The 12820-nt window shown below is 73.3% G+C and carries 14 protein-coding genes and 1 pseudogene; 4 read left to right on the plus strand and 11 right to left on the minus strand.

The features are described from left to right. The first annotated feature begins 15 nt into the window (after positions 1-15). The gene (locus IEZ10_RS01225) at positions 16-987 is read left to right on the plus strand and encodes an acetylxylan esterase (protein ID WP_189244558.1); all 972 of its coding nucleotides are present in this window, start codon (positions 16-18) and stop codon (positions 985-987) included. Between the two features lie 193 nt (positions 988-1180). On the opposite strand, the pseudogene IEZ10_RS01230 reads toward IEZ10_RS01225, so the two are convergent. The 3 genes and pseudogenes from IEZ10_RS01230 to IEZ10_RS01240 all read right to left on the minus strand — a co-directional run. Next, positions 1181-1471: pseudogene (locus IEZ10_RS01230) on the minus strand (fluoride efflux transporter FluC); the annotation flags it as partial. Further along, complete coding sequence (locus IEZ10_RS01235; RefSeq protein WP_189244560.1) at positions 1468-2094, minus strand: fluoride efflux transporter FluC; 627 nt, start codon at positions 2092-2094, stop codon at positions 1468-1470. The gene IEZ10_RS01235 and the pseudogene IEZ10_RS01230, both read right to left, overlap by 4 nt. A gap of 107 nt (positions 2095-2201) precedes the next feature. Then, positions 2202-2987, minus strand: a complete 786-nt coding sequence (locus IEZ10_RS01240) for a lysophospholipid acyltransferase family protein (RefSeq protein WP_189244561.1) — start codon at positions 2985-2987, stop codon at positions 2202-2204. Positions 2988-3136: 149 nt separating this feature from the next. On the opposite strand from IEZ10_RS01240, the gene IEZ10_RS01245 reads away from it, so the two are divergent. Further along, positions 3137-3901, plus strand: a complete 765-nt coding sequence (locus IEZ10_RS01245; protein WP_189244562.1) for an alpha/beta hydrolase — start codon at positions 3137-3139, stop codon at positions 3899-3901. 66 nt (positions 3902-3967) lie between these two features. Further along, the gene (locus tag IEZ10_RS01250; protein ID WP_189244563.1) at positions 3968-4459 is read left to right on the plus strand and encodes a DMT family transporter; all 492 of its coding nucleotides are present in this window, start codon (positions 3968-3970) and stop codon (positions 4457-4459) included. A gap of 118 nt (positions 4460-4577) precedes the next feature. On the opposite strand, the gene IEZ10_RS01255 is transcribed toward IEZ10_RS01250, so the two are convergent. The 8 genes from IEZ10_RS01255 to IEZ10_RS01285 all read right to left on the minus strand — a co-directional run bounded on the left by IEZ10_RS01255 (position 4578) and on the right by IEZ10_RS01285 (position 10815). Continuing rightward, a complete protein-coding gene (locus tag IEZ10_RS01255) occupies positions 4578-5711 on the minus strand; it encodes a hypothetical protein (RefSeq protein ID WP_189244564.1) in 1134 nt (377 codons plus the stop codon). 69 nt (positions 5712-5780) lie between these two features. Next, positions 5781-6488, minus strand: coding sequence for an endonuclease/exonuclease/phosphatase family protein (locus IEZ10_RS01260; RefSeq protein ID WP_189244565.1), 708 nt, complete (start codon positions 6486-6488; stop codon positions 5781-5783). A 96-nt stretch (positions 6489-6584) separates the two neighbouring features. Further along, positions 6585-7529 (minus strand): ROK family glucokinase, encoded by a 945-nt coding sequence (locus IEZ10_RS01265; RefSeq protein ID WP_189244566.1) that lies wholly within the window; start codon positions 7527-7529, stop codon positions 6585-6587. Positions 7530-7580: 51 nt separating this feature from the next. Beyond that, on the minus strand, positions 7581-8171 hold the full coding sequence (locus IEZ10_RS01270) for a hypothetical protein (RefSeq protein ID WP_189244567.1): 591 nt from the start codon (positions 8169-8171) through the stop codon (positions 7581-7583). Next, the gene (locus IEZ10_RS01275) at positions 8164-9333 is read right to left on the minus strand and encodes an ArsA family ATPase (protein ID WP_189244568.1); all 1170 of its coding nucleotides are present in this window, start codon (positions 9331-9333) and stop codon (positions 8164-8166) included. Before IEZ10_RS01275 ends, IEZ10_RS01270 begins: the two co-directional genes overlap by 8 nt. Next, on the minus strand, positions 9330-9461 hold the full coding sequence (locus tag IEZ10_RS39730) for a hypothetical protein (protein WP_268246265.1): 132 nt from the start codon (positions 9459-9461) through the stop codon (positions 9330-9332). Before IEZ10_RS39730 ends, IEZ10_RS01275 begins: the two co-directional genes overlap by 4 nt. After that, a complete protein-coding gene (locus IEZ10_RS01280) occupies positions 9458-9895 on the minus strand; it encodes an SRPBCC family protein (protein ID WP_189244569.1) in 438 nt (145 codons plus the stop codon). The genes IEZ10_RS39730 and IEZ10_RS01280 overlap by 4 nt, the downstream gene beginning before the upstream one ends. A gap of 152 nt (positions 9896-10047) precedes the next feature. Then, positions 10048-10815 (minus strand): metallophosphoesterase family protein, encoded by a 768-nt coding sequence (locus tag IEZ10_RS01285; protein ID WP_189244570.1) that lies wholly within the window; start codon positions 10813-10815, stop codon positions 10048-10050. Between the two features lie 203 nt (positions 10816-11018). Between IEZ10_RS01285 and IEZ10_RS01290 the strand changes: the two genes are divergently transcribed. Continuing rightward, a complete protein-coding gene (locus IEZ10_RS01290) occupies positions 11019-12812 on the plus strand; it encodes an AMP-dependent synthetase/ligase (RefSeq protein WP_189244571.1) in 1794 nt (597 codons plus the stop codon). Positions 12813-12820: the final 8 nt, after the last annotated feature.

Here is a 12820-nt window from a genome sequence, read left to right on the forward strand (position 1 = left end):
ATCCCGGGAGACCTCTTGTTCGTCGACATGCCGCTGGCCCAGCTGCTGGAGTACCGCCCCGACCGTCACGAGCCCGAGGGGTTCGACGCCTTCTGGGAGCGCACCCTGGCCGAGACCCGCGCCCACGACCTGGGCGCGGTCTTCACCGAGGTGGAGACCGATCTCGCGCTGGTGCGCGTCTTCGACGTCCGCTACGCGGGTTTCGGCGGGCACGAGATCCGGGGCTGGCTGCTCGCTCCGGCCGCGGCCGAGGGGCCGCTGCCGTGCGTGGTGCAGTACATCGGCTACGGCGGCGGCCGGGGCCTGCCGCACGACTGGCTGACCTGGCCCGCGGCCGGCTGGGCGATCTTCGTGATGGACTCGCGCGGGCAGGGCGGCGGCTGGCGCGTCGGCGACACCCCCGACCCGGTGGGCGGCACCGGCCCGGAGGTGAGCGGCAAGCTCACCCACGGAGTGCTCGACCCGGACGACTACTACTACCGGCGCCTGTACACCGACGGGGTCCGGGCCGTCGAGGCCGCCCGGACCCACCCCCTGGTGGACCCCTCCCGCGTGGTCGTCTCGGGCGGCAGCCAGGGCGGCGCCATCGCGATGGCGGTCAGCTCGATGGTCCCGGACCTGCTGTTCGCCTTCATCGACGTGCCGTTCATGTCCCACATCCGCCACGCCGCCGTGATCACCGACGAGGACCCCTACGCCGAGCTCGGGCGCTTCCTGAAGTCGCACCGCCACCGCTTCGACCAGGTGTTCGCCACCCTCGACCACTTCGACGGCGTGAACTTCGCGGCCCGCAACACCACCCCGGCGCTCTTCTCGGTGGGGCTGCGCGACGGCGTCACCCCGCCGTCCACGGTGTTCGCGGCCTACAACCACTACGCGGGCCCGAAGGACATCCGGGTCTGGCACTTCAACGGGCACGAGGGCGGCGAGTCCGCCCAGGTGACCGAGCACCTGAGGGTGGCGCGGAAGCTGCCGGACGGCCGCTGAGCGCGGCGGGGCCGCCGGTCCGGTCTCCCGTACGGAAGACCGGACCGGAGCCCGTACGGGAAGCCGGATCGGCGGCCGTCGGGAGGCCGGGCGGAAATGGCGGCGGCGGTCAGCCGGTGAAGGCGCGGGCCAGCGCGAAGCCGACGGTCGCCGCGCCCAGGCCGGCGGCGACCGAGGCGGCGACGTTGGCGGCGGCGAGCGTCCTGGACCCGCTCTCGGCCAGCCGCAGCGTCTCGTAGGAGAACGTCGAGTAGGTCGTCAGCGCGCCGCAGAGGCCGGCGCCGAGCAGCAACTGCGGGCCGGTGCCCACGGCCCCGGACAGCACCGCCCCGGTCAGCGCGCCCAGCATCAGCGAGCCGGCCATGTTGACGACGAGGGTGCCCCAGGGGAAGGCCGTGGCGTGGCGGGCCTGGACGGCGCGGTCGGTGAGGTAGCGCAGGGGCGCGCCGAGGGCGCCCCCGAGCAGCACCAGCAGCCAGCTCATCGCGACCTCCCGCCGGTCCTCGGCCTCCCCGGCCCCTCCCCGGCTCCCCCTGATCCCCGCGCCCTCTCCGCCTCCCGCGTCCTCCGCGCCTCCGACGGCGTCCGCCGCTCCGCCGCTCCGGCACCGCTTCCGGCTCCGGCACCGCTTCCGGCCTCGCTCCCCGAACCGGCTCCGGGCAGGAGCCTGCGGGTGACACGCGACCCGGCGGTCACCGCGATCAGGGCCGCCACGGGGGTGGCCGCGAGGTAGGCGAGGGCGACGCCGGACCGCCCGCCGAGCAGCAGGCCCTGGATGTCCACGGAGAAGGTGGAGAAGGTGGTGAACCCGCCCAGCACCCCGGTGCCCAGGAACGGCCGGACCCAGGCCGGTGCCGCCGGCGCGGCGGCCAGGACCGCCATGAGGACGCCGATCAGCAGGCAGCCGACCGCGTTGACGCCCAGTGTGGTCCACGGGAAGGAGCCGTCCGGGGTGGGCCACAGCAGGCCGGCGCCGTACCGGGCCGTCGCTCCGGCGGCACCGCCGACGGCGACGAACGCCAGGACGACGTGGTGCGAGCGGCTCAGTTCGCCCCGCTGGCGTTCGTCGGTGAGATCGACGTCGGGATCGATGGGCTCGGCGGCCATGACAGCCAGCTTAGGGTCCGCCCGGCGGGCTTCCTCCACTCCCGGGCCCTCCCCGGCGGCCGTCCGGGGCCGCTCCCGTCACGGCGAGGAGTCACCGGACGGAGGTCCTAGTCGTGCCCGGGGTCCTTGGCGCTCTTGGCCGCCTTGGCCTCCTTGGCCGCGCGGGCGGCCTCCTTCGCCGCCTCCTTGGCGGCACGGGCGGTGTCCTTGGCGGCGCGGGCCGCCTCGGCCTTGGCGGTGGCGGCGTACTTGTCGACGTACTCCTGGCCGGAGAGCTCCATCAGCGCGTACATGATCTCGTCGGTGACGGCCCGCAGGACGAGGTGGTCCTCCTCCATCCCGTAGTAGCGGGAGAAGTCGAGCGGCTTGCCGAACCTCACCCCCGGGCGGATGCCCAGCTTGGGCAGCGGGCGGCCGGGGGGCATCATCTCGAAGGTGTTGACCATCACCCACGGGACGACCGGCACGCGGGACTCCAGCGCCAGGCGGGCCACACCGGTCTTGCCCTTGTAGAGGCGGCCGTCGTGGGTACGGGTGCCCTCCGGGTAGATCGCGAGCACGTGCCCCTCGGAGAGGATGCGCTTGCCGGTGCGCAGCGCCGCCTCGCTGGCCTTGCCGCCGGAGCGGTCGATCGGGACGGTGCCCACGCCGCTGAAGAACGCCTTGCTGGCGAGCCCCTTGAGGCCGCTGCCGGTGAAGTAGTCGGACTTGCCGAGGGAGATCACCTTGCGTGGCAGGGGCAGCGCCCCGAAGAAGTGGTCGGCGAACGACAGGTGGTTGCCGGCCAGGATCACCGGCCCTTCGACGGGTACGTTCTCCACCCCTTCCGCCCAGGGGCGGAAGATGAGATGGAGGAAGGGCCAGAGGATGGCCTTCAGCACCCAGTAGAACACGCGGGGCTCCTTCGGTTGACAGGCGTGGAACTGGAGTTATCTTCGCACTTTCGGACTCAGCCAACTACACCGCGAAACCACCCAAATCCACCCCTCGCAAAACACGGTCCACTCGTGCGACGATCGGGCGGACCTGACAAGGAGCTGCGATGCCAGTCATGCCTGGTGCGGAACCGTACCACCACAGAGGTGGGCAGATCGGCGTGCTGCTCTGTCATGGTTTCACCGGTTCGCCCCAGTCGCTGCGCCCCTGGGGCGAATATCTCGCCGCGGCCGGTCTGACCGTGTCGCTGCCCCGGCTGCCGGGCCACGGCACCACCTGGCAGGAGATGAGCCACACCCGCTGGGAGGACTGGTACGCCGAACTGGACAAGGCACTGGCCCGGCTGCGGGCCGACTGCGCCGAGGTGTTCGTGATGGGCCTGTCGCTGGGCGGCTGCCTGGCGCTGCGGCTGGCCGAGGTGCACGGCGAGGGGATCAGGGGCGTGGTGGTCGTCAACCCTTCGGTGGCCAACGACGTCCCACTGCTGAGGCTCGCGCCGCTGCTGCGGCTGGTGGTCTCCTCCGTGCCGGGAGTGGCCGGGGACATCAAGAAGGAGGGGGTGTCCGAACTGGGGTACACGCGCACGCCGGTCAAGGCCGCCGCCACCCTCCCCCGGCTGTGGGCCCTGACCCAGGCCGACCTGGGAAGGATCACCCAGCCGGTGCTGGTCTTCCACAGTCCGCAGGACCATGTGGTGAAACCGACCAGTGTACGTATTCTGCGTGAGAGGCTGACGAGGGGGAATCTCGATGTGGTGGAACTCCGCGACAGCTATCACGTCGCGACGCTCGACAACGACGCCGAACAGATCTTTGCGAGGAGCCTGGAGTTCATCGACACGAACGCCTCTGTACCCTTGCAGGGAAGTTGAACGCGGGTGGGGGATGTGCGGTTTCCGGGAGAAAGAGGCCGCCCGATGAGTAACGGGCCCAGCTAAGTGACACCGCAGAGCGATGAGGACGAGGTCTGGCGTCAGATCGTCGCGTCCTTCAACGACACCGCCGAGCGCGACTCGGCGGATCAGCCGTGGCCGGACAGCGAGAACCTCCCGGCGGAGCCTTCCCGGCGGGTGGTCAAGCGCTCGGACGAGGAACTCCTCGCCGAGGCCGAATACGGCGACGGCGACGCTCCCGGCGGCGACGGCCAGGAGGACCGGGAGAACCGGGAGGACCCGGACGACGAGGGCCACTACGTGCCCCCGCCGCCGCCCCCGCTGCCCAAGACCGACGCCACCACGAAGATCGCCTGGCTCGGCCTGTTCGGCGGTCCCGCCTACCTGCTGCTCAGCGCCGCCCTCGACTGGAGCCTGCCCGGCTGGGTGCTCTTCACCGCGGTCGCCGCGTTCATCGGCGGCTTCGTGGCGCTGGTGGTGCGGATGGGCGACGGCCCGCCCAGCGATTCCGGCTGGGACGACGGCGCCGTGGTCTGACCCGGCGCGGCCGGGACATCACGGTACGGCGCCGGCCGGACGACGGCGGCCGGAGAACGGCCGCGGCCGGGGGAACGGCGGCCGGGCGGGAAAGCTCGGCCGGGCGGGCCCGGAGCGGTCAGGACTTGGCCCGCTCCGGGACGCCGAACCGCTCGATCACGTCGGTGTAGCGGCCCTTGGGGTCCACGACGTGGCCCACGGCCAGCACGCCGCCGTCCTTGGGGAGGTAGGCGACCGACTGGAGCCGGACGGTGCGCCGGGACTCGGCCGGGGCGCCGTGCACGGACTTGATCGTGCGGCCGTCGTAGCGCAGCAGGAACGCCTCCCCCGGCCGCTTCAGGTCCACGCCGGAGATCCAGAAGTGCCCCTTGTGGTCGCCGGTGACCCCGTACAGGTTCATCCGGTCGCCGCGCACGCGCACCCGGGACCACTTCTTGCCGTTCCACGACAGGATCAGCGGGCCGGCCTCGCCGGACTCCCCCCGGTAGACGCCGCCGACCGCCAGCGCCCGCTTCGGCCCGTCGATGTGGATGTCGCGGAGGTAACCGTCGGGGATGTCGGGGGCCTTGACGGTCTTCCACCGCCCGTCGGAGAGCCGGGCGAGCAGCGGCCCGTCGCCGTCGTCGCCCACCGCCCAGCCGTCGTCCTTGCCGGAGAGCGCCACGCCGTACAGCGTGCCCTCGTTCTTGAGCTTGGTGACCTTCCGCTTGGCGGAGGTCACCGTGAGGATCATCGGCTGCTTGCCGCGGCGGCCGACCGAGACCATCCGGCCGCCGCCCGCGGCCACCCCGCCCAGCCAGTCGCCCACGCGCAGCTCGTCGACGGCGAACCGGTCGAAGCCCGTGCCGTCCCCCCGCGCCAGGTACGGCAGGCCGTCGTGGCCCTCGCCGACGGCCCACAGCTCCGTCGGGGAGGCCGCGGCGATCGAGCGCAGGACGCCGGCTCCGGTGGGGTCGTTGCGGACGCCGACCTCGCTCCAGGCCGAGCCGTCCCAGTGGGCGATCGCCCCGCGACTCTGCCAGATGTCCCAGACGCTCTGCTGGCCCACGGCCCAGGCGCTGCTCGCCGAGAGCCCGACCACGTCGGACAGCGACCCGTCACTGCTCAGGCGGGCGCTGGTCGGCGTCTGCCAGACGCCCCCGGCCGAGGGCGGGTCGGCGGGCTCGGCGAGTGCGGCGGGCGGGTGCGAGGACAACAGGAGCATGCCTCCCGCGCACAGCGCCAGCGCACGCCGCGGAAGGCGACGGGTCATGCACCAAATGGTACGGGGCCCGAGGGGATCACGTGCGCCGCTCCCCCGTCCGGGGCGCCGGGGAGGGGCTCAGCCGCTCCGGCCGGCCGTACGGCTCAGCTCCGCGACCACCGGAAGGTGGTCGGTGGCCGCCACCAGGTCGGCGGGGTCGGCCTCGCCCCCGCCGCAGGACACGACCCGCAGGTCACCGGCGGCGAAGATCGCGTCGATGCGCAGCCGCGGCCCGCGCGCCGGGAAGGTGAGGCCGTCGCCGCGCGGCGAGACGGGGTGGCAGTCGGTCAGCCGCCCGGCGAGGTAGCGCCAGGTCGGCTCGTGGGACTGCTCGTTGAGGTCCCCGGCGAGCACCGGCAGGGCGTCGAAGCGGCTGGCCGTCGCGCGCAGCAGGGCCAGCGCCTCGACCGCGTGGTACAGGCGGGCGCCCCGGTCGAGGTCGAGGTGGACCGAGCCGACCGCCAGCCGCTGCCCGCGCGCCTCCACCACGGCGATCGCGACCGCGCGCCGCTCCAGGCCGGGGAACCACCGCAGGTGGTGCCCTGTGCCGTGCAGCACCCGCACGTCCGGGCCGACGAGGACGGCCACCCCTCCGGAGCGGCGGCCGGCGGCCGGTGTCAGCCCTCCGGAGGAGGCCAGCTCCCGGCGCCTGCGCCGCCAGCGCAGGAAGCGGGGCGCCTCCTGCACGCAGAGCACGTCGGCGCGGAGTGCGGCGATCACCCGGCTCAGCGCGGCGGTGTCGTCCTTCATGGAGCGCACGTTGTAGCCGGCGATCCTGATCGTCACCGCGTCACCGCCCGGCGTCCGCCGCCGTCCCGCACCGTCACGGTCCGGCACCTGCCCCGCGTCCGCCGCCCGACACCTTTCGGCGCCCGGCGCCCGTCAGAGCCGCCTGGCGAGGTCGGCCGCGCCGACCAGGCCCGCGGAGGCGCCCAGCTCGGCGAGGCGGATCTCGACCGGCGGGCGGTGCCCCCTGCCGGTCACGATCCGCGCGTAGGTGTCGCGGACCTCGTCGAACCAGAACTCCGCGGCACGCGAGACGCCGCCGCCGAGCACGAAGCAGCCGGGGTCGAGGACCGCGGTGAGGTCGGCCAGTCCCTGGGCGAGCCACCCGGCGATCGAGGAGAACGCGGCCAGCGCGGCCGGGTCTCCCTCGCCCGCCGCCTGGGTGACCTCCTGGCCCTCGATCCGGTCGGGCGTGCCGCCGGCGATCTCCAGCAGCCGGGCCGCCCGGCCCGGCTCGGCCGTGGCGATCTCCTTGGCCTCGTGGACCAGGGCGTTGCCGCTGGCGTACTGCTCCCAGCAGCCGAGGTTGCCGCATCCGCACAGGCGTCCGCCGGGGACCGCCTGTATGTGGCCCAGCTCGGCGCCCATGCCCCAGCGCCCCCGGTAGAGGGCGCCGTCGAGCACGATGCCACCGCCGATGCCGGTGCCGACGGTCACGCACACCAGGTGGGTCTCGCCGCGCCCGGCGCCGAACCGGGACTCCGCCCAGGCCATCGCGTTGGCGTCGTTCTCCACCACGACGGGCAGGCCGACGAGGTCGGAGACCTTCTTCTGCAGCGGCTCCTCCCGCCAGGCCAGGTTGGGGGCGAAGCGCACGACGGAGCGCGTCTCGTCGACGAACCCGGCGGCGCCGAGCCCCACGGCCTCGACCGAGCGGCCCTTCGACAGCTCCCTGACCACCTCGGCGATGGTCTCGGCGACCTTCTCGGGGCTCTGGGCCGGGGTGGGCCTCAGCAGGTTCTCGACGATGCGGCCGTCCTCGTCGACCACGCCCGCCGCGACCTTGGTGCCGCCGATGTCAACGCCGATGGTCAGCGCCATTTTCTCAACCTCTCTCGCCGGGGTCCGCCCCCGGTCGTTCCGCTCCGGGGGTCACCCCAGGTCGATGTGCTCCACCGGGGTCTCGTCACGACGGCGCTCCCGGGCCCGCTGCGCGGGCGAGGGCCGGTTGAGGCCGTCCACGGCGGTCCTGAAGGCGGCGAACAGCTCGCTGCCCGCCTGCACCAGGTGGTCGGTGACCGCGACGCCCGACTCCCGTTCCCGGTCCCGCCGGTCCGCCATCGCCCGGCAGACGGGGCAGGCCCGGCAGATGTACTCGTCGTGCCCGGACACCGCCTCCTCCCAGACGTCCCGGCCGGCCGTGCGGCCGCCGCCGAAGACGCCGCCCACGGTGTCCCGGACGTCCCGGACGGCGCCCTTGACCAGGGTCCTGCCCAGCTCCCTGGCGGCCCGCTGCTGGAGGGAGTCGAAGAGCTTGAACGCCTCCTCGACGGCGCTGCCCAGCGGGTCCCCGGCGTCGCCGCGCGCGTCGCTCCGCGCGCCGCGCGCCTCGTCCCGCGCTCCGCCGCGTGAGTCGTCCCGCACGTCGTCCCGCACCGCGTCGCTCACGTCGCCCCACACGTCGTCCCGCGCGTCGGCCCCGGCGTTCTCCGCCTTGCCGGTCTTGTCGGTCATGTCAGTCATCTGGCCCTCCCGACTCGAACCGTACCCGGAGAAACCCGTCGCGGAGCACGGCCTCGCGCACCCGCCTGCGGGACAGGGCCGCGGGCAGAGCCAGCACCCGCCGGTGGGAGCCGGCGGTGACGATCAGCTCGTCGCCCTTGCGCGCCAGGTCCACCTCGCCCCGCTCGGCGAGCGGCAGCGCCAGGACCAGCTCTCCCTCGGGGGTGATCCGCAGCGGCGGGTCCCCGGCGGGCGGCGCGAAGGGGTCGGTCCGGCCGTACACGGCCTCGGCGACCTCGGCGAGGGCGTCGGCGCCGACCGGCTCGGCGTCGAGGTAGGGCACAGTGTGCAGGGGCAGCGGGGAGAACGACTGGCGGATCTCCGCCAGGTGGCCGGTCTGGGCCTTCACCCAGCCGCGCCGCCACGGGTCGGCCCCGCCCGCGGGGAAGACCCGGTTGGCGATCACCGCGTCGACGCGGTAGCCGTACAGGCTGAGCGAGGTGAGCGTGCGGCGGGCCTCGGCCAGCACGACGGCCTCGGGGGTGAGGACCAGCCGGACGCTGGCGTCGGGGCCGGTGAGCAGCTCCCGGACCTCCATCAGGCTCCGGTGCAGGCGCTCCCCCGCGCCGAGCACGTGATCCTCGGGCACGTTCACCTGGGCCACCCTGCGGACCACCGGCGAGAGCGCGCGCAGCAGCCGCCGGCCGGTCGGCAGCAGCCGGTTCACGTGCCAGTCGAGGGCCTCGGGCAGGGCGAGCAGCCGGAGCGTCTCGGCGGTGGGCGCGCAGTCGACGACGATCACGTCCCACCGGCCGTCGCGGGCCTGCTCGCGCAGCTCCAGCAGCGCGATGACCTCCTCCGCGCCGGGCAGCACCGTGATCTCCTCGGCGGTGATCTCGTCCAGGCCGAGGTCGGCGAGGACGTCCCTGGCGTAGTCGCGCAGCTCGCCCCACTGGCGCTCCAGCGCCTTCTGGGTGTCCACCTGGTACAGGTGCAGGCCGGGCTCGACCTCGGCGGGGCCGTCCCCGGCCGTCACGCCCAGCGCGTCGGCCAGCGAGTGCGCGGTGTCGGTGGAGAGCACCAGCGTCCTCCGCCCCGAGCGGGCGGCGAGGGTGGCGGTGGCGGCCGCCACGGTCGTCTTGCCGACGCCGCCCTTGCCGGTGAACAGCAGGACCCGGCTCACGCGGCCTCCCGGCCCGCCGCCGCACCGCCCGAGACGGCCGTCCCGAGGCCCGGCACGACCGGGACGGCCGCCGTACGGCCCGGCGCGGCCGTACGGCCCGCCGCCGGAGCCCGGCCGCCGCGCCTCATGAGGCCTCGACGCGCTTCTTCAGTCCCTTCAGGGCGGTGTCGACGATGACCTTCTCGGCCTTCCGTCTGATCATGCCGATCATCGGGACCTTGAGGTCCGCGGCGAGCTCGTACGTCACCTCGGTGCCGCTGCCCCGCTCGGCCAGGACGTAACGTCCGGTGAGCCCGGAGATCATCCGGCCCTCCTTCGCGATCCGCCAGCCGACGGACTCCTCGCCTTCCCAGGTGTAGGCGAGGGTGTACTCGTCGTTGATGACGCCCGCGTCCAGGACGAACCTGACCTCGGCCGGGCGGCCGTCCGGCCCGGTGGACAGGACCTCGGCCTCCTTCACCTGGCCGGCCCACCGGGGATAGGAGGAGAAGTCGGCGATCACGGCCATGACGGCCGGGCGGGCGGCGTCGATCGTGATGCTGGAGGAGGTGCGATCAGCCATGGGGTTACCGTACTCGTTCCCGGTTTCCCCGCGGACCTCCGGCGCACCGCGCCGTTCCCTCCCGGATGACGCCGATCCTCCCTCCCGGATGGCGCCGGTCCGGCCGCCCGGACCGCGTCGCCCTCCCCCGGGCCACCGTCGCGGCGTCCGGCTCACCACTCCAGGACGAAGGGCGTCCCCCGGCCGCGGAAGTGGCCCACGTTGAGGCACTCGGTCCGGCCGATCCGGGTGCGGGGCGACAGGGGCTGGTGGACGTGGCCGAACAGGGCGTAGCGCGGCTGGGTCCGCCTGATCGCCTCCAGCGTGGCCTCGCTGCCCCGCTCGAAGCGCCGGGCGACCACGTCGTAGAGCAGCTCGGGGACGGCCGGGGGGATGTGGCAGCAGAGCACGTCCACCTCGCCGACGGCCTCCACCTTGCGGGCGAACTCCTCGTCGTCGATCTCGTTCGGCGTCCGGTACGGCGTGCGCAGCCCGCCCCCGACGAAGCCGAACCGCAGGCCGCCGATCTCCACCGTCTCCCCGTCGAGCACGCGGTGGCCCTCCCGCAGGTAGTCGGGCCACAGGCGGGGCAGGTCCACGTTGCCGTGGGTGAGGTAGGCCGGGACCGGCATCGCGGCGAAGATCTCCTCGTACTGCCGGCGGACGGCGCGCTCGATGTGGTCGCGGGGGTCGCCGCCGAGGGAGGCCCACAGCGCCGCCGACATCTCCCGCGCCTCGCCGAACCGCCTGGCGGTGCGCAGCGTGATGAGGCGGGCGGCCTGCTCGGCGCCGAACAGCTCGGCGAAGATGCCCCGGGAGTGGTCGTCGTAGTCGACGAACAGGATGAGGTCCCCGAGGCAGAGGAGCGCGTCGGCCCCCTCTCCCGCGCGGGCCAGGACGTCGGTCCTACCGTGCACATCACTGACGACATGAACCCGCATGACCGACATACTAACCAGCCCAAGAAAGCGGACATAAGTAACAACTAAGCCGCGACCGGTACGGCGCGGCCGCCCCGGACGGTCGGGCTGATAGCGTGAATCCGCCTCGGACAACGCCTGTTTGGCGGGCCTTACCCACGCGTAACATGTCGCGTCGAACCTTCAGGCAGACCCATCGATCCGTGCGACCTCGAGGAGTGCCCGTGCGCGAGTACAGCGTCCCCGTGCTGGTGGACGTCCCCCCCTCCGCCAATCTGACCGACACGCTCTTCCAGCGCGCCGATCGGGAGCCGGGCACCGTGGTCATGCGCCGCAAGGTCGGCGAGGAGTGGAGGGACGTCACCGCCGGGGAGTTCCGCGACCAGGTCGCCGCCCTGGCCAAGGGCCTGATCGCCGCCGGGATCGAGCCGGGCGACCGGGTCGCCCTGATGTCGCGCACCCGCTACGAGTGGACCGTCGCCGACTACGCGATCTGGGCCGCCGGCGCGGTCGGCGTGCCGATCTACGAGACCTCCTCCGCCGACCAGGTGAGGTGGATCGTCTCCGACAGCGGCGCCAGGGCCGCCTTCGTGGAGCTCGCCTCGCACGAGGAGACGGTCCGCGAGGTGATGGACGAGCTGCCGGGCCTCAAGGACGTCTGGCGCATCGACGACGGCGCCCTGGAGGAGCTGGGCACGGCCGGCGCAGAGGTGTCCGACGAGACCCTGACCGAGCGCAGGACCTCCCGCGGCATCGCCGACCTGGCCACCATCGTCTACACCTCCGGCACCACCGGACGGCCCAAGGGCTGCCGGCTGACCCACGACAACCTGCTGTTCACCGCGCGGAACGTGGCGGCCGGCCCGCTGGAGGCCCTGTTCACCAGCGAGGACCGGGCGGCGCTGCTGTTCCTGCCCCTCGCGCACGTCTTCGCCCGCATGATCGAGATCGTGCTCGTCGAGACGGGCACGATCATCTCCCACACCCCCAACATGAAGAACGTCGCGCCCGACCTGCAGGGCACCCGGCCGACGTTCCTGCTGGGCGTGCCCCGGGTCTTCGAGAAGGTCTACAACAGCGCCGAGCAGACGGCCGCCGCCAGCGGCAAGGGCAAGATCTTCCACGCCGCCGTCGACGTCGCCATCGCCTGGAGCCGCGCCGAGTCCGCGGGCGGCGCCGGGCTCGGCCTGCGGATCAGGCGCGCCGTGTTCGACCGGCTGGTGTACCGCAGGCTCCGCGCGGCCACCGGCGGCAGGCTGTCGGCCGCGGTGTCGGGCGGCTCGGCACTGGGCGAGCGGCTCGGCCACTTCTTCCGCGGCGCGGGCATCGAGGTCTTCGAGGGCTGGGGCCTGACCGAGACCTCCGCGCCGTCCGCGGTCAACATGCCCGGCGCCAACAAGATCGGCACCGTCGGCAAGCCGTTCCCGGGCGTCACGCTCGCCGTCGCCGACGACGGCGAGATCCTGATCAAGGGCCGCCACGTCTTCCACGGTTACTGGAAGGACGAGAAGGCCACCGCCGAGGTGATCGACGCCGACGGCTGGTTCCACAGCGGCGACGTCGGCGAGCTGGACAAGGACGGCTACCTCCGCATCACCGGCCGCAAGAAGGAGATCATCATCACCGCCGCCGGCAAGAACGTCGCGCCCGGCCCGCTGGAGGACCTCATCCGCGCCCACCCGCTGGTCAGCCAGGCGATGGTGGTCGGCGACGGCCGGCCGTTCGTCTCCGCGCTCGTCACCCTCGACCCCGAGGCGCTGGAGCAATGGAAGAAGACCAACGACAGGGAGGGCGCCTCCCTGGCCGAACTCAGCGCCGACCCGGCCGTCCTCGCCGAGGTGCAGAAGGCGGTGGACACCGCCAACCGCTCGGTGTCCAAGGCCGAGCAGATCAAGAAGTTCACGGTGCTCGACACCGACCTCACCGAGGAGACCGGGCACGTCACGCCCAGCCTCAAGATCAAGCGCAACATCGTGATGCGCGACTTCGCCGACCGGATCGACGCCCTGTACGGCTGACACCGCAC

It is taken from the genome of Streptosporangium pseudovulgare, assembly GCF_014648055.1.
Taxonomy (GTDB): Bacteria; Actinomycetota; Actinomycetes; order Streptosporangiales; family Streptosporangiaceae; genus Streptosporangium; species Streptosporangium pseudovulgare.

Excerpts from the sequence above, each read along its gene's own strand:
- IEZ10_RS01265 (WP_189244566.1), bottom strand. The coding sequence starts at position 7,529 with ATGGCGCTGACCATCGGCGTTGACATCGGCGGCACCAAGGTCGCGGCG.
- IEZ10_RS01235 (WP_189244560.1), bottom strand. The coding sequence starts at position 2,094 with ATGGCCGCCGAGCCCATCGATCCCGACGTCGATCTCACCGACGAACGC.
- IEZ10_RS01285 (WP_189244570.1), bottom strand. The coding sequence starts at position 10,815 with ATGCGGGTTCATGTCGTCAGTGATGTGCACGGTAGGACCGACGTCCTG.
- IEZ10_RS01245 (WP_189244562.1), top strand. The coding sequence starts at position 3,137 with ATGCCAGTCATGCCTGGTGCGGAACCGTACCACCACAGAGGTGGGCAG.
- IEZ10_RS01255 (WP_189244564.1), bottom strand. The coding sequence starts at position 5,711 with ATGACCCGTCGCCTTCCGCGGCGTGCGCTGGCGCTGTGCGCGGGAGGC.
- IEZ10_RS01280 (WP_189244569.1), bottom strand. The coding sequence starts at position 9,895 with ATGGCTGATCGCACCTCCTCCAGCATCACGATCGACGCCGCCCGCCCG.
- IEZ10_RS39730 (WP_268246265.1), bottom strand. The coding sequence starts at position 9,461 with ATGAGGCGCGGCGGCCGGGCTCCGGCGGCGGGCCGTACGGCCGCGCCG.
- IEZ10_RS01270 (WP_189244567.1), bottom strand. The coding sequence starts at position 8,171 with ATGACTGACATGACCGACAAGACCGGCAAGGCGGAGAACGCCGGGGCC.